The organism is Xanthobacter sp. BG11Y11_SDJG (assembly GCF_057364445.1).
In genome coordinates this window covers 1-23,164 of sequence record NZ_JBNFNU010000027.1, presented here as the reverse complement: position 1 = coordinate 23,164, position 23,164 = coordinate 1, and the positions used below count along the sequence as shown (strand labels likewise).

22 protein-coding genes and 3 pseudogenes are annotated in these 23,164 nt (G+C 69.7%); 16 read left to right on the top strand and 9 right to left on the bottom strand.

What is annotated here, in order from left to right; all coding sequences use genetic code 11:
* A partial coding sequence (locus AC2W7M_RS04875) for a CE1 family esterase (RefSeq protein WP_486130495.1) occupies positions 1-1,057 on the bottom strand: 1,057 nt, incomplete at its 3' end.
* A gap of 223 nt (positions 1,058-1,280) precedes the next feature.
* On the opposite strand from AC2W7M_RS04875, the gene AC2W7M_RS04870 reads away from it, so the two are divergent.
* From AC2W7M_RS04870 to AC2W7M_RS04845, 6 genes are all read left to right on the top strand, one after another.
* Complete coding sequence (locus AC2W7M_RS04870; protein ID WP_486130497.1) at positions 1,281-1,946, top strand: OmpW/AlkL family protein; 666 nt, start codon at positions 1,281-1,283, stop codon at positions 1,944-1,946.
* A gap of 241 nt (positions 1,947-2,187) precedes the next feature.
* A complete protein-coding gene (gene sdhC / locus AC2W7M_RS04865; RefSeq protein WP_486130493.1) occupies positions 2,188-2,589 on the top strand; it encodes a succinate dehydrogenase, cytochrome b556 subunit in 402 nt (133 codons plus the stop codon).
* A gap of 11 nt (positions 2,590-2,600) precedes the next feature.
* Positions 2,601-2,999: a succinate dehydrogenase, hydrophobic membrane anchor protein gene (gene sdhD, locus AC2W7M_RS04860; protein ID WP_486130491.1), complete on the top strand. Its 399-nt coding sequence runs from the start codon at positions 2,601-2,603 to the stop codon at positions 2,997-2,999.
* A gap of 2 nt (positions 3,000-3,001) precedes the next feature.
* Complete coding sequence (gene sdhA, locus AC2W7M_RS04855) at positions 3,002-4,837, top strand: succinate dehydrogenase flavoprotein subunit (RefSeq protein ID WP_486130489.1); 1,836 nt, start codon at positions 3,002-3,004, stop codon at positions 4,835-4,837.
* A gap of 84 nt (positions 4,838-4,921) precedes the next feature.
* Positions 4,922-5,707 (top strand): succinate dehydrogenase iron-sulfur subunit, encoded by a 786-nt coding sequence (locus tag AC2W7M_RS04850; RefSeq protein WP_394021022.1) that lies wholly within the window; start codon positions 4,922-4,924, stop codon positions 5,705-5,707.
* A 160-nt stretch (positions 5,708-5,867) separates the two neighbouring features.
* Positions 5,868-6,221 (top strand): DUF805 domain-containing protein, encoded by a 354-nt coding sequence (locus AC2W7M_RS04845; RefSeq protein ID WP_486130487.1) that lies wholly within the window; start codon positions 5,868-5,870, stop codon positions 6,219-6,221.
* Between the two features lie 24 nt (positions 6,222-6,245).
* Here AC2W7M_RS04845 and mmsB read toward each other — a convergent pair.
* The 5 genes and pseudogenes from mmsB to AC2W7M_RS04820 all read right to left on the bottom strand — a co-directional run bounded on the left by mmsB (position 6,246) and on the right by AC2W7M_RS04820 (position 10,711).
* Positions 6,246-7,146 (bottom strand): annotated as a pseudogene (gene mmsB, locus AC2W7M_RS04840) (3-hydroxyisobutyrate dehydrogenase).
* 187 nt (positions 7,147-7,333) lie between these two features.
* A pseudogene (locus AC2W7M_RS04835) lies at positions 7,334-8,477 on the bottom strand (isobutyryl-CoA dehydrogenase).
* 1 nt (position 8,478) lies between these two features.
* Positions 8,479-8,907: a type II toxin-antitoxin system VapC family toxin gene (locus tag AC2W7M_RS04830; RefSeq protein WP_486130485.1), complete on the bottom strand. Its 429-nt coding sequence runs from the start codon at positions 8,905-8,907 to the stop codon at positions 8,479-8,481.
* The gene (locus tag AC2W7M_RS04825) at positions 8,904-9,131 is read right to left on the bottom strand and encodes a FitA-like ribbon-helix-helix domain-containing protein (RefSeq protein WP_486130483.1); all 228 of its coding nucleotides are present in this window, start codon (positions 9,129-9,131) and stop codon (positions 8,904-8,906) included. The genes AC2W7M_RS04830 and AC2W7M_RS04825 overlap by 4 nt, the downstream gene beginning before the upstream one ends.
* A gap of 83 nt (positions 9,132-9,214) precedes the next feature.
* Positions 9,215-10,711 (bottom strand): CoA-acylating methylmalonate-semialdehyde dehydrogenase, encoded by a 1,497-nt coding sequence (locus tag AC2W7M_RS04820; RefSeq protein ID WP_486130481.1) that lies wholly within the window; start codon positions 10,709-10,711, stop codon positions 9,215-9,217.
* Positions 10,712-10,865: 154 nt separating this feature from the next.
* Here AC2W7M_RS04820 and AC2W7M_RS04815 point away from each other — a divergent pair, with 154 nt between their 5' ends.
* The gene (locus AC2W7M_RS04815) at positions 10,866-11,786 is read left to right on the top strand and encodes a LysR family transcriptional regulator (RefSeq protein WP_486130479.1); all 921 of its coding nucleotides are present in this window, start codon (positions 10,866-10,868) and stop codon (positions 11,784-11,786) included.
* Positions 11,787-11,801: 15 nt separating this feature from the next.
* On the opposite strand, the gene AC2W7M_RS04810 is transcribed toward AC2W7M_RS04815, so the two are convergent.
* Positions 11,802-13,085, bottom strand: a complete 1,284-nt coding sequence (locus tag AC2W7M_RS04810; protein ID WP_486130477.1) for a ricin-type beta-trefoil lectin domain protein — start codon at positions 13,083-13,085, stop codon at positions 11,802-11,804.
* A gap of 127 nt (positions 13,086-13,212) precedes the next feature.
* Between AC2W7M_RS04810 and AC2W7M_RS04805 the strand changes: the two genes are divergently transcribed.
* From AC2W7M_RS04805 to AC2W7M_RS04795, 3 genes are all read left to right on the top strand, one after another.
* A complete protein-coding gene (locus AC2W7M_RS04805) occupies positions 13,213-13,950 on the top strand; it encodes a 3-oxoacyl-ACP reductase family protein (RefSeq protein ID WP_486130475.1) in 738 nt (245 codons plus the stop codon).
* A 195-nt stretch (positions 13,951-14,145) separates the two neighbouring features.
* On the top strand, positions 14,146-14,457 hold the full coding sequence (rpmB, locus tag AC2W7M_RS04800; protein WP_486130473.1) for a 50S ribosomal protein L28: 312 nt from the start codon (positions 14,146-14,148) through the stop codon (positions 14,455-14,457).
* A gap of 37 nt (positions 14,458-14,494) precedes the next feature.
* Positions 14,495-15,058: a queuosine precursor transporter gene (locus AC2W7M_RS04795; RefSeq protein WP_486130471.1), complete on the top strand. Its 564-nt coding sequence runs from the start codon at positions 14,495-14,497 to the stop codon at positions 15,056-15,058.
* Between the two features lie 13 nt (positions 15,059-15,071).
* Here AC2W7M_RS04795 and AC2W7M_RS04790 read toward each other — a convergent pair whose 3' ends face one another.
* Together AC2W7M_RS04790 and dapE are read right to left on the bottom strand one after the other, a co-directional pair.
* Complete coding sequence (locus tag AC2W7M_RS04790; protein WP_486130470.1) at positions 15,072-15,830, bottom strand: alpha/beta hydrolase; 759 nt, start codon at positions 15,828-15,830, stop codon at positions 15,072-15,074.
* A 24-nt stretch (positions 15,831-15,854) separates the two neighbouring features.
* A complete protein-coding gene (gene dapE / locus AC2W7M_RS04785; protein ID WP_486130469.1) occupies positions 15,855-17,039 on the bottom strand; it encodes a succinyl-diaminopimelate desuccinylase in 1,185 nt (394 codons plus the stop codon).
* Positions 17,040-17,265: 226 nt separating this feature from the next.
* On the opposite strand from dapE, the gene AC2W7M_RS04780 reads away from it, so the two are divergent.
* From AC2W7M_RS04780 to AC2W7M_RS04755, 6 genes and pseudogenes are all read left to right on the top strand, one after another.
* Positions 17,266-18,666, top strand: a complete 1,401-nt coding sequence (locus AC2W7M_RS04780; protein WP_486130467.1) for a DUF3772 domain-containing protein — start codon at positions 17,266-17,268, stop codon at positions 18,664-18,666.
* Positions 18,630-19,826, top strand: coding sequence for a mechanosensitive ion channel family protein (locus AC2W7M_RS04775; RefSeq protein ID WP_486130465.1), 1,197 nt, complete (start codon positions 18,630-18,632; stop codon positions 19,824-19,826). Before AC2W7M_RS04780 ends, AC2W7M_RS04775 begins: the two co-directional genes overlap by 37 nt.
* 80 nt (positions 19,827-19,906) lie before the next feature.
* Positions 19,907-20,425: a CAP domain-containing protein gene (locus AC2W7M_RS04770; RefSeq protein WP_486130463.1), complete on the top strand. Its 519-nt coding sequence runs from the start codon at positions 19,907-19,909 to the stop codon at positions 20,423-20,425.
* A gap of 87 nt (positions 20,426-20,512) precedes the next feature.
* A complete protein-coding gene (locus AC2W7M_RS04765; protein ID WP_486130461.1) occupies positions 20,513-22,117 on the top strand; it encodes an AMP-binding protein in 1,605 nt (534 codons plus the stop codon).
* 128 nt (positions 22,118-22,245) lie between these two features.
* Positions 22,246-22,608 (top strand): annotated as a pseudogene (locus AC2W7M_RS04760) (chromate transporter); the annotation flags it as partial.
* A gap of 134 nt (positions 22,609-22,742) precedes the next feature.
* On the top strand, positions 22,743-23,164 hold a 422-nt coding region (locus AC2W7M_RS04755), incomplete at its 3' end, for a chromate transporter (RefSeq protein ID WP_486130459.1).

Sequence of the window (23,164 nt, the reverse complement as noted above, 5' to 3'; positions counted from 1 at the left end):
CCGGCGGCTTGCCCGCTGCCGCGGGCTTGCCCGCCTCCGGCAGCGCGAAGGCCGACACGAAGCGCCAGATCTCCTCTCCGGCATCGATGTCGCGGCTGCGCAGGCCGAGGAAGGGCGTCGCGAGGTCGGGCCGCGTGTCCACCCGCGCCGGCGACTGGTGGCCGCCGCGCTCCACGCTCATCAGCGCCACCACCGCTCCGTCTCGGCAGGACGGCCAGCGCCGCTCCACCACCCGCGTGCCGTCATAGAGGTCGAGGTCGGGCAGGGTGCGCTGCTCATGGCCCGTGCAGCCGTCCAGCCGGGCATAGAGCGCCGCGCTGTCGGGGGCGGAGAGGGTGGCGCCGATGGGGGTCCAGAAGCCGTCATAGGCGATCACCGCATCCGCCGTGCCGTGGATGAACAGGATCGGCACCGCCCGCGCCGGACGGCACTCCTCGCGGTAATTGGCCGGCGCCGTGGCCATGATCGCCACATAGGCCGCGAACAGTCCCGACCGCTCGCAGGCCATCTTCTGCACCATGAAGCCGCCGTTGGAGATGCCGGCGAGGTAGATGCGCGCGGGATCGGCCACCCCGTCCGTTACCAGCTTGTGGACCAGGGCCATGAGGAAGGCCTCGTCGTCGCCCGGACGCAGCATCAGCTTGAGGCGCATGGCGGCGGGGCGGCCGTCGTTCCACACCTTCCCCTCGCCCTCCGGATAGACGACCACGAAACCATTGGCGTCTGCGGCGGCATCCAGGCCGGCATAGGCGCGGAAGCTCTCCGGCGTCTGCATGGCGCCGTGCAGCGCGATCAGCACCGGCCGCGGCCCGGGCGGCTGGGCGGCGAGCGAATCGGGAGTCACCATCAGATAGCGGCGGTCCTCGCCCACCACGCTCATGCGGTGTTCCTGCAGCTCTCCCGCCGCCGCGCCGCCGCACAGGGTGAACAGAACGAGCACAACGGGCAGGCCGGAGGCCGCGATGGCGCGGGGGGCGCCAGGGCGACTTTGACGCAGGGCCGCCGCCTCAAGACCGCTCCGGAGCGCCTCGGCGATCTCCCTCAGCACACGCCGCATCACATCAAATCCTTGCACTGCATGAGATTGGCGCCGCCCGGAGCCTGCGAGGCATGCGACGGGAATGCGGCGCCGCTGCGGCGGACCTGTTGCCGCATCGCCACATGTCGGGCGCGACCGTGGAGAAATTGATCTGAATCAAATTCCCGCACGCCCCCGGGATGAAACAGTCCGCGCATTGAAAATTTACAAAATCGGGGGTCGGGCCATGGCCAGATTCGGTATGGGGTTTGCGCTTGCTGCGGGGCTGCTGGCCCTCACCGCGGGCGGAGCGGTTGCGGCGGATATGTCGACGCCGGTGTACAAGGCGCCTGTGGCCGAGCCGCAGAGCCCGTGGATGATCCGCGTGCGCGCGCTCTATGTGATGCCCGAGAGCGGCGGCTGGGTGAACGGCGTTGCGAACTCCGACCTGTCCTATTCGGACGCGGTGGTGCCGGAGCTGGACATCACCTACTTCTTCACGAAGAACATCGCCGCCGAACTCATCCTCGGCGTCACGCCCCATGAGATCAACGGCGGCGGCTCGCTCGCCCCGCTTGGCCAGATCGGCAAGGTGTGGCTGCTGCCGCCGACCCTGACCCTCCAGTATCACTTCACCGATTTCGGCCCCTTCAAGCCCTATATCGGCGCCGGCATCAACTACACCGCCTTCTTCAGCCAGAGCACCTCGAACCCGGCGGTGACGCAGCTCGACGTGCACGACAGCTTCGGCTGGGCGCTGCAGGCCGGCTTCGACTGGATGATCGACAAGCACTGGGGCATCAACTTCGACGTGAAGAAGCTCTTCCTGGAACCCGACTTCTCCGTCACCGTGGGCGGCACGTATCTCACCGGAACGGCCCAGCTCAATCCCTGGATCTTCGGCACGGGCGTGACCTACCGCTTCTGATCCGATCTTTCGGGTTCTTCCTTCACGCGGCGTCGGATTCTCCGGCGCCGCGTTTTTCGTTTGCGCCGCCTCCCATTCAGCGGCAATGCAGCAATGCGCGCGTGCGCCATTGGGGCTGCTGCAACGTATAGCCAATTGCCGAGCCGCTCCCGGGGGCATAAACGAGCCCTGCGTGCTTTGGAATCGTTGCGAACTGGTCACGATTGAGATACCTGATCGTCCAATTTTGAAGGAGGCCCCCATGGCCGACAGCCCGCCCCGGGTCGAGCGCCCGCTCTCGCCGCACCTGCAGATCTACCGGCCTCTGTTCACGATGATGATGTCCATTGTGCATCGCATCACCGGTGTGGGCCTCTATTTCGGCACGGTCCTCCTGGTCTGGTGGCTGATCGCCACCGCCACCTCGCCGGGCGCCTACGACACCTTCATGGGGCTCGCCGGCTCGCCCATCGGCCTGCTGGTGCTGTTCGGCTTCACCTGGGCGCTGCTGCACCACGCGCTCGGCGGCATCCGCCACTTCATCTGGGACTTCATCCACGGCTTCGGCCCGAACGAGCGCGTGCTGCTCGCCAAGGCGACGCTCGCCGGCTCGGTGGTGCTCACCGTGCTGCTGTGGATCGTCGGCTTCGCGCTGAAGGGTTGAGGAGAACGCAGATGAGCAGTTCCGGCCATACCCCCATGCGCACCCCCCTCGGCCGCGTGCGCGGCCTCGGCTCCGCCCATTCGGGCACCGAGCACTTCTTCCTCCAGCGGGTGACGGCGCTCGCCAACCTGATCCTGGCCATCGCCTTCATCGTCATCGTCATCAGCCTCGCCGGCGCGACCTATGACGAGGCGCGCGCGCTGATCGGCAACCCGCTGGTGGCGGTGATCCTGCTGCTGCTGCTGCTGTCGGTGTCGATCCACATGCGCCTCGGCATGCAGGTGGTGATCGAGGACTATGTCCACACCGAGAGCACCAAGGTGCTGCTCATCGTCGCCAACACCTTCTTCACCACGGCGATCGCCCTCGCGGGCGCGTTCGCCATCATCAAGATCAGCGTGGGAGGCTGAGCATGGCCGACACGGCAACCAACGGCTCAGCCGCTCCCGCGGTGAACGGCGCCGCCTATCCCATCACCGATCACACCTATGACGTGCTGGTCGTCGGCGCCGGCGGCGCCGGCCTGCGCGCGGTGGTGGGCTGCTCCGAGGCGGGGCTGCGCACCGCCTGCATCACCAAGGTGTTCCCCACCCGCTCCCACACCGTGGCGGCCCAGGGCGGCGTCGCCGCCTCGCTCGCCAACATGGGCGAGGACAAGTGGGAATGGCACATGTACGACACCGTGAAGGGGTCGGACTGGCTGGGCGACCAGGACGCCATCGAGTATCTGGTGCGCAACGCGCCGGCCGCGGTGTACGAGCTGGAGCACTGGGGCGTGCCGTTCTCGCGCACCGAGGACGGCAAGATCTACCAGCGCCCGTTCGGCGGCATGACGACCCATTTCGGCAAGGGCACCGCGCAGCGCACCTGCGCCGCCGCCGACCGCACCGGCCACGCCATGCTGCACACCCTCTATGGGGCGGCGCTGAAGCACTCGGCCGAGTTCTTCATCGAATACTTCGCCATCGACCTGATCATGGATGAGGACGGCCGCTGCCGCGGCGTCGTCGCCATCAAGATGGACGACGGCACCATCCACCGCTTCCGCGCGCACCTCACCGTGCTCGCCACCGGCGGCTACGGCCGCGCCTACTTCTCCGCCACCTCGGCCCATACCTGCACCGGCGACGGCGGCGGCATGGTGCTGCGCGCCGGCCTGCCTCTGCAGGACATGGAGTTCGTGCAGTTCCACCCCACCGGCATCTACGGCTCGGGCTGCCTCATCACCGAGGGCTCGCGCGGCGAGGGCGGCTACCTCACCAATTCCGAGGGCGAGCGCTTCATGGAGCGCTACGCCCCCTCGGCCAAGGACCTCGCCTCCCGCGACGTGGTCTCGCGCTCCATGACCATGGAGATCCGCGAGGGCCGCGGCGTCGGCAAGAACAACGACCACATCTTCCTGCATCTCGACCATCTCGACCCCGCCATCCTCCACGAGCGCCTGCCGGGCATCTCGGAGAGCGCGAAGATCTTCGCCGGCGTGGACGTGACGCGCGAGCCGATCCCGGTGATCCCGACCGTGCACTACAACATGGGCGGCATCCCCACGAACTATCACGGCGAGGTGCTGGACAAGCGCTCCGGCGACCCGGACACCGTGGTGCCCGGCCTCATGGCCATCGGCGAGGCGGCCTGCGTCTCCGTGCACGGCGCCAACCGCCTCGGCTCCAACTCGCTGATCGACCTCGTGGTGTTCGGCCGCGCCGCCGGCCTGCGCGCCGCCGAACTTGTGAAGCCCGGCGAGAAGCACCGCCCGCTTCCCGAGAACAGCGCCGACCTCGCGCTCGGCCGCCTCGACCACTTCCGCCACGCCTCCGGCTCGACCCCCACCGCGGAGCTGCGCCTCTCCATGCAGAAGGTGATGCAGAACAACTGCGCCGTCTTCCGCACCGGCGAGGTGCTGGAGGAGGGCCGCAAGCTCATCCACGACGTCTATAAGGGCGCGAGCGACATCGGCGTCACCGACCGCTCGCTGGTGTGGAACTCCGACCTGATCGAGACCCTGGAGTTCGACAACCTGATCTCGCAGGCGATCGTCACCATGGAGAGCGCGGCCAACCGCCAGGAAAGCCGCGGCGCCCATGCGCGAGAGGACTTCCCCGAGCGCGACGACCACAACTGGATGAAGCACACGCTGTCGTACTTCGACCCGCAGTCCGGCGCGGTGCGCCTCGATGACCGGCCGGTGCACACTTATACGCTGTCGAACGACATCCAGTACATTGAGCCGAAGAAGCGCGTGTACTGAGGCCCTTGCCGACGCGGCCGCGCAGGGGCGCGGCCGCGGCCCATTCCTGCGGGCGGTTACCGCTCCAGCGATTCAGGACGTGCCATGGTTGAGCTCACCCTTCCGAAGAACTCCCAGGTCACCGCCGGCAAGGTGTGGCCGAAGCCGGCGAGCGCCAAGACGCTCACCGAGTTCCGCATCTACCGCTGGAACCCGGACGACGGCCGCAACCCGCGCATGGACACGTATTACGTGGACCGCGAGGACTGCGGGCCGATGGTTCTGGACGGCCTGATCTACATCAAGAACAAGATCGACCCGACGCTGACCTTCCGCCGCTCCTGCCGCGAGGGCGTGTGCGGCTCGTGCGCCATGAACATCGGCGGCACCAACACCTTGGCCTGCACCAAGGGCATGGACGAGGTGCTGGTGAAGGGCGCGGTCACGGTCTATCCGCTGCCGCACATGCCGGTGGTGAAGGACCTCGTGCCGGACCTCACCCGCTTCTACGCCCAGCACGCCTCCATCGAGCCGTGGCTGCAGACCGACACCGCCGCCCCCGAGAAGGAGTGGCGCCAGTCGAAGGAGGACCGCGAGAAGCTCGACGGCCTCTATGAGTGCATCCTGTGCGCCTGCTGCTCCACCTCCTGCCCGAGCTATTGGTGGAACGGCGACCGCTATCTCGGCCCGGCGGCCCTGCTCCAGGCGACCCGCTGGCTGAAGGACAGCCGCGACGAGCGCGCCGGCACGCGGCTCGATTATCTGGAAGACCCCTTCCGGCTCTATCGCTGCCACACCATCATGAACTGCGCCCAGGCGTGCCCGAAGAGCCTCAACCCGGCCAAGGCCATCGCCGAAATCAAGAAGATGATGGTCGAGCGCCAGATCTGACCGCGCACGGCGCCGCCTCCAGGCCCGCGCGCCAGCGCCCTGTGGGCGAGGGGCGGCGGGCGGCTTCTCTTCGCCCGCCGCGCGCTCTAACCTTGGATGCGGCGGCCCCGCAGCGCGCGGCCGCAGGCTGGCGCCGCCAAAGCGGCGCGGGGAGGGGGCGATGACGTTCCAGGAATCGATCGGCAGCTGCTTTCGCCAGTACGCCACCTTCACCGGGCGTGCCTCGCGCAGCGAGTTCTGGTGGTTCTATCTGTTCAACTTCCTGGTCTCGGCGGCGGTGGCACTGGTGGGTTACGCCATCTCCGACACGGTCGGAGAGATCCTTCACGGGCTGCTGACGCTCGCCCTCATCCTGCCGAACCTCGCGGTCGGCGCGCGGCGCCTGCATGACATCGATCGCACCGGCTGGTGGCAGCTGCTGCTCATCACGCTCATCGGCTTCTTCGTGCTGCTGTATTTCTGGGTCCAGCCGTCGCAGCCACGCGAGAACCGCTTCGGCCCGCCGCCCGCGTGAGGGCGGCGGCGCCGCGGGACCCGCTCAGGTCTCGTCGGTGCGGGTGCGCACCCATTCGATGATGCCGGAGAAGTCCTTGCCCTCGTTCCCCTCGGCGGCGAACGCCGTGTAGAGGGCGGTGGCCGCCGCGCCGAGCGCGGTGGCGGCGCCCGCTGTGTCGGCCGCTTCCTGGGAGAGTTTCAGGTCCTTCAGCATCAGCGCCGCGGCGAAGCCCGGCACGTAGTCGCGGTTGGCGGGGCTGGTGGGCACCGGGCCGGGCACCGGGCAATAGGTGGTGAGCGACCAGCACTGGCCCGACGAGGTGGAGGCGACGTCATAGAGCGCCTGGTGCGAGAGGCCGAGTTTCTCGCCCAGCACGAACGCTTCCGACACCGCGATCATCGAGATGCCGAGGATCATGTTGTTGCAGATCTTCGCCGCCTGGCCCGCGCCGGCGCCGCCGCAATGCACGATCTTCTTGCCCATCGCCTCCAGCAGCGGCTTCGCCGCGCCGAACGCTTCGTCCGTGCCGCCCACCATGAAGGTCAGGGTGGCGGCTTCCGCCCCGCCGACGCCGCCGGAGACCGGGGCATCCACGCTCGGATGGCCGGAGGCCTGCGCCGCCTCGTGGAAGGCGCGGGCCGAGGCGACGTCGATGGTGGAGCTGTCGATGAACAGCGCCCCCGGCTTGGCGGCGGCGAACAGGCCGTCCGGCCCGCCGGTGGCGCCCACCACGTGCTTGCCGGAGGGCAGCACTGGTCACCACCACGTCCGCCCGCGCCACCGCCTCCTTCGCCCCCGGCGCGACGGCGATGCCGCGCGCCTTGGCGCCGTCGATGGCGGCGGCGGAGAGATCGAAGCCGATCACCTCGTGCCCCGCCTTGATGAGGTTCGACGCCATGGGCCCGCCCATGTTGCCGAGGCCGATGAATGCGATGGTGGCCATGATGGTTCCTTCCCCAAAAGGGCGCCGCCAGTGCGGCCCCCGCTCGATCTTTTCCCCGCCGTCATGCCCCGGCTCGTCCGGGGCATCCACCGGGTCACTTGTCCGCACGCAAGGCCGAAGGCGCCAGCCTGGCCGCAGGGTGGATCCCCCGCACAAGGCGGGGGATGACGGTCCGCTTTCGGCGCCTCTAATTCCCCTGCGCGATCAGCGCGCGGGAGACGATGAGGCGCATGATCTCGTTGGTGCCTTCGAGGATCTGGTGAACCCTGAGATCGCGCACGATCTTCTCGATGCCGTAGTCGGCCAGGTAGCCGTAGCCGCCGTGCAATTGGAGCGCCTCGTTGGCCACCTCGAAGCCGCGGTCGGTGGCGACGCGCTTCGCCATGGCGCACAGCTGGGTGGCGTCGGGCGCCTTGGCGTCGAGCGCCGCGGCGGCGCGCCACAGGAAGGTGCGCGCGGCTTCCAGCTCGATCGCCATGTCGGCGAGGCGGAACTGCAGCGCCTGGAATTCGTCGAGCCGCCGGCCGAACGCCTTGCGCTCGCGCATGTAGGACAGCGTCTTCTCCAGCGCCGCCTGCGCCCCCCCCAGCGAGCAGGCGCCGATATTGAGCCGGCCGCCGTCGAGTCCGGCCATGGCGATCTTGAAGCCCTCGCCCTCGTCCCCGATGCGGTTTTCGACCGGCACGCGCAGGCCCTCGAAGATCACGGCGCGGGTGGGCTGCACGTTCCAGCCCATCTTCTTTTCATTGGCGCCGAAGGAGAGGCCGGGCGTGCCTGCCTCGATCACCAAGGTGGAGATGCCCTTCGGCCCCTCGCCGCCGGTGCGCACCATCACCACGTAGATGTCGCTCTCGCCGGCGCCGGAGATGAACTGCTTCTGGCCGTCTACCACATAATGGTCGCCGTCGCGCACCGCCTTGGTCTTGAGCGCCGCCGCGTCCGAGCCGGCCGCCGGCTCGGTGAGGCAGTAGGAGGCGAAATGCTCCATGGCGGCGAGCTTCGGCACCCACTTCCTGCGCTGGTCGTCGTCGCCGAAGCGGTCGATCATCCAGGTCGACATGTTGTGGATGGAGAGATAGGCCGAGGTGCCGGGGCAGGCGGTGGCGAGCTGCTCAAAGATCAGCGCCGCGTCGAGCCGCGACAGGCCCGAGCCGCCCACCTCCTCGCGCACATAGATGCCGCCCATTCCGAGCGCCGCGGCGGCGCGCAGGGCATCCTTCGGAAAAGTGCTTCTTCTCGTCCCATTCCACGGCATAGGGCGCGAGCTGCTCATTGGCGAAATCGCGCGCCATGTCGCGGATGGCGATCTGGTCTTCGTTCAGCGTGAACATGTCAGGCGCGCCATTCGGAGAGAGGGAGGATGGTGGAGGCGTAGGGCGAGGCGGAGAATTTGCGGATGAGGCGAGCGTCGGCGGTGACGAGGGAAAGCTCGCGCCGGCGCGCCCCCGCCACGTAGAGGCAGGCGTAGATGGGGTGGTCCAGGGCGACAGCCATCTGCAGGACGTCCGTCAGAATGTCGTCGGTGTCGAACAGGAAGCGGATGGTCCGCGGCAGTCGGCGCAGAGCCTCCTCCGCCAGCGGCATCGGCACCTCTCCACGGCGGACGGATTTCCAGAGGGCATTGGCGACCTCCCCCAACAGGATGCGCGGCGCGTACAGGTCCACGCGCGCGTCGAGCAATTGTTCGGCCCGCTCCGACCCCTCTTCCTCGATGAACCATTTCACCACGACGCTGGCGTCGATGACGAAGCGATCCCTCATTCGAGGCCCTCGCGGATTTCATCGAGGGTCAGAGGCGGCGAGTTCTTCTTGGTCTGCGATCTCATGTAGCGGGAGAAAGCCACCCGCTCCTCCGGCGTATACGGCCGGTTCTGCTCCAGCAGGTTGCGGATCTCCTGCTCCAGCGAGATGCCGTTCCGCTTCGCCCGCTCCCGGTAGACGTTGAGAGTCTCGTCGGGAATGTTGCGCACCAATATCTGGGCCATGGCCCGCTCCTGCCGAAGATCGTGCTATCAAAATGATAGCACGATCTCGCAAAGGCAAGTCTGGCCCCGTGCGGCGCGCCGCGTCAGCCCATGGTGGGGATGACGAAGTCCGCGCCGTCCTTGATGCCCGAGGGCCAGCGGGAGGTGACGGTCTTGGTCTTGGTGTAGAAGCGCACGCCGTCCGGGCCGTGCTGGTTCAGGTCGCCGAAGCCGGAGCGCTTCCAGCCGCCGAAGGTGTGGTAGGCGAGCGGCACCGGGATCGGCACGTTGACGCCCACCATGCCCACCTGGACCTTGGAGGCGAAGTCGCGCGCCGCGTCGCCGTCGCGGGTGAAGATGGCGACGCCGTTGCCGTATTCATGGTCGTTGGCGAGGCGCAGGGCTTCCTTGTACTCCGGCGCGCGCACCACGGAGAGGACCGGTCCGAAGATCTCCTCCTTGTAGATGCGCATGTCGGCGGTCACATGGTCGAACAGGCAGCCGCCCATGTAGAAGCCGTTCTCGTAGCCCTGCATCTTGAAGCCGCGGCCGTCCACCACGAGCTTGGCGCCTTCCTGGATGCCGAGGTCCACATAGCCCTTCACGCGGTCCACCGCCTCGCGGGTGACGAGGGGGCCGAAATCGGCGGAGCCGTCCGTGGAGGGGCCGATCTTCAGGTTCTCGACGCGCGGGACGAGCTTGTCCATGAGCGCCTCGGCGGCCTTCTCGCCCACCGGCACCGCCACCGAGATCGCCATGCAGCGCTCGCCGGCGGAGCCGTAGCCGGCGCCGATCAGGGCGTCCACCGCCTGGTCCATGTCCGCGTCGGGCATGATGATCATGTGGTTCTTGGCGCCGCCGAAGCCCTGAACCCGCTTCCCGTTCGCCGCGCCGCGGGCATAGATGTACTGGGCGATGGCGGACGAGCCCACGAAGCCCACGGCCTGGATGTCCGGATCGTCGAGGATGGCGTCCACCGCCTCCTTGTCGCCGTTCACCACATTGAGGATGCCGGGCGGCAGGCCGGCCTCCAGCATCAGCTCGGCGAGGTGCATGGGCACGCCCGGATCGCGCTCGGACGGCTTGAGGATGAAGGCGTTGCCGCAGGCGATGGCGGGGCCGAACTTCCACATGGGGATCATGGCCGGGAAGTTGAACGGCGTGATGCCGGCCACCACGCCCAAAGGCTGGCGCATGGAATAGATGTCGATGCCCGGGCCGGCGCCGTCGGTGTACTCGCCCTTCAGGAGGTGCGGGATGCCGATGGCGAACTCGATGACCTCGAGGCCGCGCTGGATGTCGCCGCGGGCGTCGGGAACGGTCTTGCCGTGCTCGCGGGCGAGCAGCTCGGCGAGCGCGTCGTAGTCGCGGTGCACCAGCTCCAGGAACTTCATCAGCACGCGGGCGCGGCGCTGCGGGTTGGTGGCGGCCCAGGCGGGCTGGGCCGCCTTGGCGTTGGCCACCGCCGCGGCCATCTCGTCCTTGGAGGCGAGCGCCACGTGGGCGATCACCTCGCCGGTCATGGGCTGCCACACGTCCGCATGGCGGCCGGACGTGCCCGGCACGTGCTTGCCGCCGATGAAATGGCCGATTTCGCGCATGATGCGATGTCCTTCCTGGGAAAAGCGTTTCCGGCTGCCGCAGCCTGAATGCCTTTGGCGGCAGCGTTCTTGACCGGCACAATGCCCTATCCTTTTGTGCACATCTACGGCAATTTCTGCACCTTCGCTGTGCGAGAATCGAGGAGGCGGGCCGGTGCGCGCGTCGGATTTCGAGTGGTCGGACCTGCGCTTCTTCCTGGCCGTGGCGCGGGCCGGGCGGCTCACGGTGGCGGCCTCGCGGCTCAAGGTGGAGCATTCCACCGTGTCGCGCCGCATCGGCGCGCTGGAGGCGGCGCTGGGCGCCACGCTGTTCGACCGCCTCCCGGCGGGCTACGCGCTGACCGCCGCGGGCGAGCGGCTGCTGGCCTCGGCCGAGGCGATGGAGAGCATCGCCTTGGGCGCGCAGGGCCAGATCGCGGGTTCCGACCGGGGCGTCTCGGGGACGGTCCGGATCGGCGCCCCGGACGGCTTCGGCAGCTATTTCCTCGCGCCGCGCATCGGCGCCCTCGCCGCCCGCCATCCGGACCTGGAGATCCAATTGCTGCCGATGCCGCGGGTGTTCTCGCTATCGAAGCGCGAGGCGGACATCGCCATCACCGTGAGCCGGCCGAAGGAAGGGCGGGTGCACGCCCGCAAGCTCGCCGACTACAGCCTCAAGCTCTATGCCTCGCGCGCCTATCTCGACCGCCACGGGCCGATCGAGAGCCGCGCCGCGCTCGCCAGCCACGACTTCATCGGCTACGTGGACGACCTCATCTACGATCCCAAACTGAACTACGTGCCGCTGGTGTCCAAGGACATCCGCGTGCGGCTAAAGAGCTCCGGCGTCGCCGCGCAGCTGATGGCGACGCGGGCCGGGGCGGGCGTGTGCGTCATGCACTGCTTCATCGCCGACCAGTTTTTGGGCGACGGGCCGGACGACCTCGTCCCGGTGCTGCACGACGAGGTGAAGCTGACGCGCACCTTCTGGCTGCTCACCCACCCCGACACCCGGGAACTGGCGCGCATCCGGGTGGCGGCGGACTTCATCGTCGAGGCGGCGCAGCGGGCGCGCGGCGCGCTGCTGGCGGGGTAAGGGGGCGGGCCGGCGCTATTTCAGGCTCCAATACTGATCGGACGGGCCACCGGCGACCTCGCATTGCGCAAGCTGGAGGCGTGCACCATTGGCGGAGCCGGGATTGCCGGCCACGTCGATGCACAGGCCGGACAGCTTGTGGCGGATCATCCCTTCCCGCGTCAGCTGCCATTGCTGGTCGGTCTGCGATCCGTTGGGATTTCTGCCCGAAAGCTCGCAATCATAGAGGATGAGGGGCGTGCCGGCCTTGGTGCCGGGCGCGCCGGGCACGTCGATGCACCCCTTGGACAGCGTGTTGCGGATGAAGCCCTGGGGCAGGATTTCCCACTGCTGGTCGGTGGGCGAGCCGTTGGGGTTCCGACCGGAGAATTCACACGCATAGAGGATGATCGGGGCGCCGTTCTTGATGCCGGGCGCGCCGGACACGTCGATGCACTTGCCCGAGAGCTGGTTGACGATGAACTTGCCCTGCGCGCGCGCCTCGCTCGCGCAGAACAGCGCCGCCATCGCCAGAACGGTAGCCAGCAGCCCGTTGCCGATCTTCATGACGCCCCTCCCATCCCAACGCCCGCCGGCTCCCGTCAACGGATCAAGCTTGGCCTTGGCATGCAGACATAGCAGGGATTTCGGGGTGCCGACAGGCCGCCCGGACTTCATCGGCTCTCCCGTTTCCCCCCTGCCGGTGCGGGAGGGGCGGCCGGGGCCGGTGAGCGCGGGCCAGGCGGCGAGAGCGGCGCGCGCAACCGCCTCCAGCTCTGCGAAACCCGCGCCGTCGCGGGCCTGGATCGACATGCCCTGCTGGACGCAGGTGTAGAAGCGGGCGATGGCCGCCACATCGAGGCTTGCGGGCAGCTCGCCCGCAGCGATCGCGCGCTCCAGCCGCTGCGACAGCAGGTGCACGCTCTCCTGCCGGGCGTCCGCCACCAGCGATCCGAGGCGCCCGCCGCATTCCTGTCCGACGGCCGACAGCGTGACCATGCAGCCGGGCGGATGGCCGATGCCGGGCAGGGTCCGCGCCGAGCCGAGAAGCATGCCCTCGATGGCGGCGTAGGCGGTGGGCGCGGCATCGAGGCCGCCCCAGATGGCCGGCGAAGCGGTGCGCGAGAAGTGGGCGATGGCCGCCGCGTACAGCTCCTCCTTGCTGCCGAAGGCGGCATAGAGGCTCGGCGCGTTGATGCCCATGGCGGCGCACAGGTCGGCCATGGAGGTGGCGCTGTAGCCCTGCCGCCAGAACAGCTCCGTCGCCGCATCGAGCGCCTTCTCGCGGTCGAAGGCGCGGGGGCGTCCTCGGGGTGCCAAAGGGGGAAGCCTCCTCGATCATTTTGTGTATCGACTGCTAAAATAATCGCTTGACGCGCTCCTGTAAACCAATTTACGTAGTGATCATTACATAAATAAGCCGCCGGTTCGGCGCACAGGAGCATCCATGAAACTCGAAGGCAGAACGGCGCTGGTCACAGGCGCCAGCCGCGGCATCGGCGCGGCCATCGCCCGGCGGCTGGCCGCGGAGGGCGCGGACGTCGCCATCACCTATGAGCGCTCGGCCGACCGCGCGGCGGCGGTGGTGAAGGAGATCGAGGCCCTCGGCCGAAAGGCGTTCGCGATCCAGGCAGACAGCGCCGACCCGGCCGCGGCGCAGGCGGCCGTTGTTGACGCCGCGACGGCGCTCGGCGGCCTCGACATCCTGGTCAACAATGCCGGCATCGCCCGCGGCGGCGCGCTGGAGGAGATGAGCCTCGACGACATCGACGCGCTCTTGAACGTCAACGTCCGCGGCGTGGTTCTGGCCACGCGCGCCGCCATCCCCCTGATGTCGGACGGCGGGCGCATCATCAACATGGGAAGCTGCCTTGCCGAACGGGTGACGATGCCGGGCATCTCCCTCTATTCCATGACCAAGTCGGCGCAGATCGCCCTCACCAAGGGCCTCGCGCGGGACCTCGGGCCGCGCGGCATCACCGTCAACGTGGTCCATCCCGGCGCCACCGACACGGACATGAACCCCGCCGACGGCCCGAACCGCGACGTGATGCTGTCCGGCATGGCGATCAAGCAGTTCGGGACCCCGGACGACATCGCCGCCATGGTGGCGTTCCTCGCCGGTCCCGAGGGCCGGCAGATCACCGGCGCGGGATTCACCGTGGATGGCGGCGTGAACGCCTGAGGCGCAGGGGCCCGGCCGCGGGCCAAGCGCAGCGTGGTCGGTCGCTCCGGGTCCGCTCGCGCCGATGCCGCACCTTGACTTGAGCCCCCCTCTCCCCCTATAGGAGCCGCTTCCCGATAGAGCGGGTGAGTGCACGAGGGTCGCCTGGCCCCGATGGCGTTCCCCGCGTGACACGAAGAACAAAGGACTTTCGCCATGTCCCGGCGGTGCGACCTGACCGGCAAGGCGGTTCTGACTGGCAACCTCGTGAGCCACTCGAACCGCAAGACCAAGCGCCGGTTCCTGCCGAACCTGTGCAACGTCACGCTCGAGAGCGAGACCCTGAAGCGTTCCGTGCGCTTCCGCGTCAGCGCCAATGCGCTCAAGAGCGTGGATCATCGCGGCGGCCTCGACGCCTTCCTCAAGAAGGCCCGCGACGAGGACCTCTCCCCGCGCGCTCTGGAGCTGAAGCGCCAGATCGCCAAGGCCCATTCGGCTGCGTCGGCCGAGGCCGCGTCCGCGGCCTGAGGCCGCGCCGGCTGCGGCCGGCGCCCGGAGACGTGCCATGCTGCTGACATCCGAACCGCGGGCGTTCGCGCTCGCGGTTTTTGCCATGTGCGCCACGGTGCTCGCCGCCAACATATTGGTGCAGCACCCCTTCACGCCGTTCGGGCTTCAGGACTGGCTCACCTTCGGCGCCTTCACCTATCCCTTCACCTTCCTGGTGAACGACCTGTCGAACCGGCGTCTCGGCCTCGCCAAGACGCGCCGCGTGATCTATGCCGGCTTCGCGCTCGCGGTGGTGCTTTCGGCCTATTTCGCGACGCCGCGCATCGCGCTCGCCTCGGGCAGCGCGTTCCTTGCCGCCCAGCTGCTCGACGCCACCGTGTTCGACCGGCTGCGGGCCAGGGCCTGGTGGCTGCCGCCGCTGGCCTCGGGCGTGGTCTCCTCGGCGCTCGACACGGCGATCTTCTTTTCCCTCGCCTTCGCCGGAACCGACCTGCCGTGGACCAACTGGGCCGTGGTGGACTATCTGGTGAAGCTCGCCATGGTGGGCGTGTTCCTGGTCCCCTACCGCTGGCTGATCGCCCGCATGCCCGCCTTTGCGGGCCGCATGGCGCGAGCCTGAGGCCGCTGCGCCGTCAGACGAACTCCTCCAGCGCCGCGGTGAGCCGCTCCAGGTCTTCCGGGCGCGAGAGCCGGTGGTCGCCGTCCTTCACCAGCGCGAACACCACGTCATCCTCGGCCAGGCACGAGACGAGGCGCATGGCGTGCTCCCACGGCACGTCCTCGTCCATGGCGCCCTGGAGGATGCGCACCGGGCAGCCGACCGCGAACGGCGCGCCGAGCAGCAGATGGCGCCGGCCATCCTCGATCAGGTCGCGGGTGATGACGTAGGGCTCCTCGCCGTAGAGCGAGGGCTTCAGGAACCGGCCCGAGGTCTCGATCAGCTGGCGCACCGGCGGCGGGAAGCGGTCCCACATCAGGGTTTCCGTAAAGTCCGGCGCCGGCGCGATGAGCACCAGCGCCGCGAGCCGCGTCTCGCCCCGCGCCGCCAGCGCGCGCGCCAGCAGCAGCGCCATCCAGCCGCCCATGGAGGAGCCCACCAGCACCTGCGGGCCGGAAGTCGCCTCGAACACCGCAAGCGATTCGGCGAGCCAGCGCGAGATGGTGCCGTCCTCGAACCGCCCGCTCGATGCGCCGTGGCCGGAATAGTCGAACCGCACATAGCCGGTGCCGCGCGCCGCCGCCCAGCGGGCCAGATGCTCGGCCTTGGTGCCGGTCATGTCCGACTTGAATCCGCCGAGCCACAGCACGCCGGGTGCGTGCCCCGGCACGGTGCGCACCGCGATCTCGCGGTCCCCGACCGTCAGGCGGCTCGACATCTCGTTCTCGATCATGAGGTTGCTCGCAAAGTCCCGGCGTCAGCGGGTGAAAAAGCTCTGGATGATGCGCTCATAGATGGCGGTGAGCGCGACGATGTCGTCGACCGGGCTCGCCTCGTCCACCTGGTGCATGGTGCGGCCCACGAGGCCGAACTCGATCACCGGGCACAGGTCCTTGATGAAGCGCGCATCCGAAGTGCCGCCGGACGTGGAGGCCTCCGGCTCCCGCCCCGTCACCGCCGCGACCGCCGCGCGCACCATGTCGACGAACGCGCCGGGCTCGGTGCGGAAGCTCTGGCTCGCCCCTGGCTGGATGACGAGGTGGTGCGACAGGCCCGTGGCGTCGAGCCGGCGGCGGATCTCCGCTTCGAGGCTCGCCAGCGTGAAATGGTCGTTGAAGCGCACGTTGAAGCGCGCTTCCGCCTTGGCGGGGATGAGGTTGAACACCGGATTGCCCACGTCCACCGAGACCAGTTCGAGGTTCGAGGGCGGGAAGAATTCGGATCCCTCGTCGAGCGGCGCGGCGGTGAGCGCGGCGAGCAGGCTCAGGAGGCGGGGGATGGGATTGTCGGCGAGGTGCGGATAGGCGACGTGCCCCTGCTTGCCCTCCACCGTGAGGATGCCGGACAGCGAGCCGCGCCGGCCGATCTTGAAGGCGTCGCCCAGGGCGGCCGGGTTGGTCGGCTCGCCGAGGATGCAGGCATCGACCTTCTCGCCGCGCGCCTTCAGCGCCTCCACCACCCGCACCGTTCCGTCGAGCGCGGGGCCTTCCTCGTCGCCGGTGATGAGGAAGGAGAGCGATCCCGCCGCCGGCTTGCCGAAGCGCAAGGCGGCGGCGATCGAGGCCGCGACCGCCCCCTTCATGTCCACCGCGCCGCGGCCGTAGAGGATGCCGTCGGCGACCTCCCCCGAGAACGGGCCATGGCGCCATTCGGCGGCATCGCCCGGCGGCACCACGTCCACATGGCCGGCGAAGCACAGGTTCGGCCCGTCGGTGCCGATGCGGGCGTAGAGGTTGGCGATGCGCGGTCCGTGGTCGGCGAAATCGAGCCGCTCCACATGGTATCCCGCGGCCGCGAGGATCTGCGCGACCAGCGCCATGGCGGGCTCGGCGTCCGGGGTCACCGACGGCGCGCGGATCAGCGCGCGGGCGAGCGCCACGGGGTCGGTGGGATCGAACGGCAGATCGGGCTTGACGGCGGTGCCGGGCAACATCAAGAGCATCCTCGTCCTTCGGGGCCGCCGATCGCCGCGCCCCGGCGGCGATGCCGGCTTCTGACCTTGCGGAAGACGGCCGGTGTGCCCGGCTCACGCGGCCGAATTAGCGGCAACCGGCCTGTGGACGCCAGCAAAATCAGAGACGGCCGCGGTCGCGGCGGCCGCTTTTGCGCCGCGCCGCCATGAGGATGCCGCCTTCGGGCGACAGGAACGCCGCCCGGAGACCCGATTGATGCGCCTTCTGAAGCCCGCGGCGATGCTGGCCGCCGCCCTGTTCCTCGCTTTGTCCGTGGCGCCGCCCGGTGCCCGTGCCCAGTCCGCCGCTTCGGTGCAGGGACAGGCTCCGGCCCCGAGCGCGCCGACGCCGGCCGGCGATCAGGGTCAGGCGCCGGGCGCGGGTGCCGCGCCCGCTGTGGCAGCACCGAAGAAGGTCGCGCCGCCGCCGGATCCCGGCGTGCTGGCGGCGCGCGAGAAGATGGAGGCGGGCCGCGCGGTTCTCGATGCCCTGGAGGCGTCGCTTCTGGTGGAGGGCCTACGCAGCTCCGACCTCGACGAGTTGCGCAAGCGGCTCGATCCGGCGCGGCGCGATCTGATCGCGCGCTCGGAGGAGATCGCCCCGCGCCTCGCCGCCGCCAAGTCGCGGCTCGAGGAACTCGGCCCCAAGCCTGCCGAGGGCGCCGCCCCCGAGGAGCCCACCGCGAGCGCCGACCGCGAGCGCCTGCAGCGCCTGTCCGCCGAGCTCGACGCCGCGCTGAAGCAAAACCGGGCTCTGGTCGGCCGCGCCGATGAAATCGCCGAGCGCATTGCCGGCCGGCGCCGGGCCCTCTTCACGGGGCAATTGTTCGAGCGCTCGGTCTCGGTGCTCGATCCTTCCCTGTGGACCAGCGCCTTCTCCGGGCTCACGATCGAGTGGCGCGCCCTCACGTTTCTCGCCAGCGACTGGGCCGGCTACGCCACCCAGCGCCAGGGCCACCTCGCCGTCATCGGCATCGCGTTCGGCGCCTTCGCCATCGCCGCGCTCGTGGTGGCGCTCGGCCGCTTCGCCCGCCGGCGCCTGCGCAGGCCGCCGCCACCCGCGGGCGAAAAGCTGCCGCGCCTGAGGGCCGCGCGCGAAGCCATCAAGGTGTTCTGCCTGGAAGCGCTGGTGGCGCCGCTCGCGATGCTCGCGGCGGTGGCGTTCGCCAACGGCTTCGACGTGATCCCGCCGCGCGCCGAGGAAGTGATCCGCGGCCTCACGGTGGCGATCGTCATCAAGGCGCTCGGCAACGGCATTGCCCGCGCTTTGCTCGCGCCGGGCGAGCCGTGGCGCCGACTGCCCAGCCTCAGCGACCGCGCCGCCGGCATCGCCTTCCGCTATTTCTCGTTCGCCGTGTGGGCGCTTGCCATCGCCGCATTCCTCAATGCGACGCACCGCGCCTTGTTCGCGCCCGTGGGCCTGACGGTGGTGACGAGCGCGGTGATGGCGCTCCTGATCGGCGCCTTCATCGCCCGTTTCCTGATCAATCTCGGCAAGGACGAGGCCGACGCCGTCCCCGCGGCCGAGGGGCGCCGCCGGACGGCGCCGTCGAGACGGCCGGCGCCGCGCGGCTCGCCTGGGTGCGCTTCCTGGTCTGGATCGTGGTGGCGAGCCTGATCGGCGCGCTGGTGGCGGGCTATGTGAGCTTCGCCGCCTTCGTCGCCGCCCGCCTCGTCATTGCGGCGGCCGTGCTCGGCGGGCTTTATGTGCTCTACAGCCTGATCGACGCCTTCTTCACCGAAGGCCTCGCCCGCGGGACCCACCGCTCGCGCACCCTGTCCCTGACGCTGGGCCTCAAGCCCGAGAGCCTGGAACTCATCGGCGTCGTTCTCGCCGGCCTGCTCAAGCTGCTGCTGTTCGTGGTGGCGGCGTTCCTGATCGCCGGCAGCTGGGGCACCTCCACCGCCGACGTGATGGACACGGTGGAGCGCGTGACATTCGGGGTGCGCATCGGCAGCACCACCATCACGCTGTGGAGCGTGCTCTCGGCGGTGGGGCTGCTGCTGGTGGGCCTCGTGCTGGCGCGCGGTCTCCAGCGCTGGGTCTCCACCGCGATCCTGCCGCGCACCGGGCTGGAGCCCTCGCTGCAATCCTCCATCGCCACCATCCTCGGCTATGTGGGCGTGATCGTCGCGATCATGCTGTCGGTGGGCGAGCTGGGCATCAACCTGGAGAGGATCGCCATCGTCGCCGGCGCGCTCTCGGTGGGTATCGGCTTCGGCCTGCAGTCCATCGTCTCGAACTTCGTCTCCGGCCTGATCCTGCTCGCCGAGCGGCCGATCCGGGTGGGCGACACCATCAACGTGAAGGGCGAGGAGGGCTATGTGCGCCGCATCTCCGTGCGCTCCACGGAGATCGAGACCTTCGAGCGCGCCACCGTCATCGTGCCGAACACCGACCTCATCACCGGCATGGTGAAGAACTGGACGCACTCCAACACCTCCGGGCGCATCATCGTCACCGTCAACGTGACCTTCGATGCCGATCCGGAGGAGGTGCGCGACATCCTGGTCTCCTGCGCCTGCGACCATCCGCAGGTGCTGCAGAAGCCGCCGCCGCGGGTGTTCCTGGCGAAGTTCGTCGATGCCGGCATGGTGTTCGAGCTGCGCTGCGTGGTGGCGAACGTGGATTACGGCCTGACGGTCAAGAGCGACCTGCACTTCCAATTGCTCTCGCGCTTCCGCAAGGCCGGCATCGTCATGGCCTCCCAGCCTTGGGCGGCGCTCGGCAGCGTGCCACCGCCGGCGCCGCCGGAGCGCGACCCGCCCGAAGCGTAGGGCGCTAACCCTTCCTCAACCCGGGCGGCGCCAGATGGCTGCCCTGGTGCCTTTTCCAGGTCTTGCCTTCGGAACCCGCCATGCGCGCCCATCTCGCCGGCCTGTCCCTCGCCTTCGCGCTCGCCCTTGCGGGCTGCGGCACCACCGAGGACCTGTCCCAGCCGGCCTTCTACGTGAACCTCGCCCAGACCGGGAGGCCGGTGGACGCGGCGGCGGCGGCCTCGCTGCTCTCGGACTACCGCACGGCGCGGGGCCTGCCGGCGGTGACCGTCGATCCGGCCCTGAACAAGCTCGCCCAGGACCAGGCCAATGCCATGGCGCGGGCCGACAAGCTGGACCACGCGGTGGGCGGGCGCGACTTCATCGCGCGCATGAAGGCATCCGGCTATGACGCGCGCGGTGCGGTGGAGAATGTCGGCGCGGGCTACCATACGCTGGCCGAGGCATTCTCCGGCTGGCGCGATTCCCCCTCCCACAACAAGAACATGCTGGCGCCGGGGATGACCCGCATGGGGATCGCCACCGCCAATGCGCCGGGCTCGAAATACAAGGTGTTCTGGGCGCTGATCCTGGCCGATCCCGACACGCCGGCGCGCTGAGCGGCCGCGCGCCGGCAAACAGTCCCCGTGGACCGCGGGCGCGGCGGCGATAGCCTGCCGGCCGTCTGATAGCGGGTTGGTATCTGAATGCTGCCGCACATCGCCGACTATGAAGGGCTCGTGCGCGCGTTCCGCTGGCGCGTGCCCGAGCGCTACAACATGGCGCACCATGCCTGCGACGGCTGGGCGGCGCGTGCGCCCACGCGTCCGGCCGTGTTCCGCCGGGAGGCGGGCGCCTGGCGCCCGATCAGCTACGGCGCGCTGGCCGCGCTCTCCAACCGCCTCGCGCATGCCCTGGCGGCGAAGGGCATCGGCTCCGGCGACCGCGTCGCGATCCTGCTGCCGCAATCGGTTGAGGTGCTGGCGAGCCATTTCGCGGTCTACAAGCTCGGCGCCATCGCCGTGCCGCTGGCGGGCGCCTTCGGCTTCGAGGCGATCGCCTACCGGCTTCAGGATTCCGGCGCCCGCGCGCTCATCACCGATGACGAGGGCCTCGCCAAGCTCGTCGATCGGCCGGACGGGCTCGGCCTCGTGGTCTGCGTCGACGGCCCGCGCCCGGGGGCGGAGGGCTTCGCCGCGCTGGTGGACGCGGCGAGCGACCGGCCGCTGCCGGTGGAGACCGATCCGGACGACCCGGCGCTGATGATCTACACCTCCGGCACCACCGGCCAGCCCAAGGGCGCGCTCCACGGCCACCGCGTGCTGCTGCCGCACGTGAGCGGGGTGAGCTTCACCCACGATTTCTTTCCCCGTCCGGGGGACCGCATGTGGACGCCCTCGGACTGGGCCTGGGCCGGCGGCCTGCTCAACACCGTCCTCCCCGCGCTCGCCCATGGCGTGCCGGTGGTGGTGCAGCCCAAGGGCCGGTTCGACCCGGAGGCGGCGTTCGCGCTTCTGGCCGAGGCGCGGGTGCGCAACGTGTTCATTCCGCCCACCGCGCTCAAGATGATGCGGGCGGTCGAGCGCCCCAAGGAGCGCTTCGGCTTCGACCTGCGCACGGTCGGAACCGCCGGCGAGGCTTTGGGCGCGGAGACCTTCGCCTGGGGCCGTGCGGCGCTCGGCGTCGCCGTGAACGAGTTCTACGGCCAGACCGAATGCAACTATGTCATCGGCTCCAACGCCGCCCTCGGCGTCGCCCGCGCCGGCGCCACCGGCAAGGCGGTGCCGGGCCACGAGGTGGCGGTCATCGACGACGACGGCAATCCTTGCCCGCCGGGCGTCATGGGCCAGATCGCCGTGCGTCGGCCAGACCCGGTGATGTTCCTCAACTACTGGAACAAGCCCGAGGCCACGAGCGCCAAGTATCTCGGCGAGTGGCTGCTCACCGGCGATCTCGCGCGCAAAGACGAGGACGGCTATTTCCACTTCCTCGGCCGCGACGACGACATCATCACCTCGGCCGGCTACCGCATCGGCCCGGCGGAGATCGAGGACGTGCTGCTGCGCCACCCCGCGGTGCAGATCGCCGCCGCGGTGGGCAAGCCCGACGCGCTGCGCACCGAGATCGTCAAGGCGTTCCTGGTGCTGCGCCCCGGCTTCGCGCCGGGGGAGGCGATGGTGGCCGACATCCAGGCCTTCGTGCGCACCCAGCTCGCCGCCTACGAATATCCGCGCGAGATCGCCTTCGTGGACGAGTTGCCCATGACCACCACCGGCAAGGTCATCCGCCGCCTCTTGCGCGACGAGGCCTAAGCGGGGTCCGCAGCGGTCGTACGCCGCGGTCCGCTTGGGCAGCGGACGCCGCGCGCCGTCCGTCGGCACCGCTGCGCCTTCGGCCGGAATGTGCCATAGGGTCTCGGCCACAAGCGGCGGGGCGGGCAATGGCGCGAACGGGCGAGCAGGGGAGTGCGGGCGGGGCGGGCGAGGTGTTCGCCGTGTTCCTGAGGCTGGGATTGACCTCCTTCGGCGGGCCGATCGCCCATCTCGGCTATTTCCGCGAGGAACTGGTGCAGCGGCGCCGGTGGCTTTCCGACCATGCCTATGCGGACCTCGTGGCGCTGTGCCAGTTCCTGCCCGGCCCCGCGTCGAGCCAGGTGGGCATGGGGGTCGGCCTCATGCGCGCCGGCCTGCTGGGTCTGCTCGCCGCCTTTCTCGGCTTCACCCTGCCGTCGGCGGTGGCCATGGTGGCGTTCGGCCTCGGCTTTTCCATGCTGGGCGCGGACCTCTCGGGCGGCTGGCTCGCCGGCCTGAAGGCGGCGGCCGCCGCGGTGGTGGCCCAGGCGGTGCTGGGCATGGCCGCAAAGCCTCTGCCCCCGAAAAAAGCGCACCCAGACCATCGCCCTTGCCGGCGCCGCGCTCGCGCTCGGGCTCGGGGGGTATGGCCGGCCAGCTCGGCGCCATCGCCTTCGGCGCGCTCGCCGGCGCGCAGTTTCTCCAGCCGCAGGTGCCCCGGGAGGAGACCGAGCTTGCGGTCCTCGCCGTGTCGCGCCGCCTCGCGATCGGCGCGCTGGCGCTGTTCTTCGTCCTGCTGGCGGTGCTGCCGCTGCTGGCCGCGAGCGGGGACGGGGCGCTGCGCCTCATCGACGGCTTCTACCGCGCCGGCGCCCTGGTGTTCGGCGGCGGCCACGTGGTGCTGCCGCTGCTCGACGCCGAGACGGTGGCGACCGGCATGGTCTCCCGCGAGGCGTTTCTGGCCGGCTACGGCGCGGCGCAGGCGGTGCGGGGCCGGCTCTTCACCTTCGCCGGGTTTCTCGGCGCGGTGGCGACGCCCGCCCACCGGCATCGCCGGCGGCCTGCTGG

What these genes read in the sequence shown, in the direction of transcription:
- sdhA (WP_486130489.1), top strand. Translation starts at nt 3,002, where the DNA reads ATGGCCGACACGGCAACCAACGGCTCAGCCGCTCCCGCGGTGAACGGC.
- AC2W7M_RS04765 (WP_486130461.1), top strand. Translation starts at nt 20,513, where the DNA reads ATGCTGCCGCACATCGCCGACTATGAAGGGCTCGTGCGCGCGTTCCGC.
- dapE (WP_486130469.1), bottom strand. Translation starts at nt 17,039, where the DNA reads ATGCTCTTGATGTTGCCCGGCACCGCCGTCAAGCCCGATCTGCCGTTC.
- rpmB (WP_486130473.1), top strand. Translation starts at nt 14,146, where the DNA reads ATGTCCCGGCGGTGCGACCTGACCGGCAAGGCGGTTCTGACTGGCAAC.
- AC2W7M_RS04795 (WP_486130471.1), top strand. Translation starts at nt 14,495, where the DNA reads ATGCTGCTGACATCCGAACCGCGGGCGTTCGCGCTCGCGGTTTTTGCC.
- sdhC (WP_486130493.1), top strand. Translation starts at nt 2,188, where the DNA reads ATGGCCGACAGCCCGCCCCGGGTCGAGCGCCCGCTCTCGCCGCACCTG.
- AC2W7M_RS04825 (WP_486130483.1), bottom strand. Translation starts at nt 9,131, where the DNA reads ATGGCCCAGATATTGGTGCGCAACATTCCCGACGAGACTCTCAACGTC.
- AC2W7M_RS04820 (WP_486130481.1), bottom strand. Translation starts at nt 10,711, where the DNA reads ATGCGCGAAATCGGCCATTTCATCGGCGGCAAGCACGTGCCGGGCACG.
- AC2W7M_RS04845 (WP_486130487.1), top strand. Translation starts at nt 5,868, where the DNA reads ATGACGTTCCAGGAATCGATCGGCAGCTGCTTTCGCCAGTACGCCACC.
- sdhD (WP_486130491.1), top strand. Translation starts at nt 2,601, where the DNA reads ATGAGCAGTTCCGGCCATACCCCCATGCGCACCCCCCTCGGCCGCGTG.
- AC2W7M_RS04830 (WP_486130485.1), bottom strand. Translation starts at nt 8,907, where the DNA reads ATGAGGGATCGCTTCGTCATCGACGCCAGCGTCGTGGTGAAATGGTTC.
- AC2W7M_RS04790 (WP_486130470.1), bottom strand. Translation starts at nt 15,830, where the DNA reads ATGATCGAGAACGAGATGTCGAGCCGCCTGACGGTCGGGGACCGCGAG.
- AC2W7M_RS04850 (WP_394021022.1), top strand. Translation starts at nt 4,922, where the DNA reads ATGGTTGAGCTCACCCTTCCGAAGAACTCCCAGGTCACCGCCGGCAAG.
- AC2W7M_RS04770 (WP_486130463.1), top strand. Translation starts at nt 19,907, where the DNA reads ATGCGCGCCCATCTCGCCGGCCTGTCCCTCGCCTTCGCGCTCGCCCTT.
- AC2W7M_RS04805 (WP_486130475.1), top strand. Translation starts at nt 13,213, where the DNA reads ATGAAACTCGAAGGCAGAACGGCGCTGGTCACAGGCGCCAGCCGCGGC.
- AC2W7M_RS04780 (WP_486130467.1), top strand. Translation starts at nt 17,266, where the DNA reads ATGCGCCTTCTGAAGCCCGCGGCGATGCTGGCCGCCGCCCTGTTCCTC.
- AC2W7M_RS04870 (WP_486130497.1), top strand. Translation starts at nt 1,281, where the DNA reads ATGGGGTTTGCGCTTGCTGCGGGGCTGCTGGCCCTCACCGCGGGCGGA.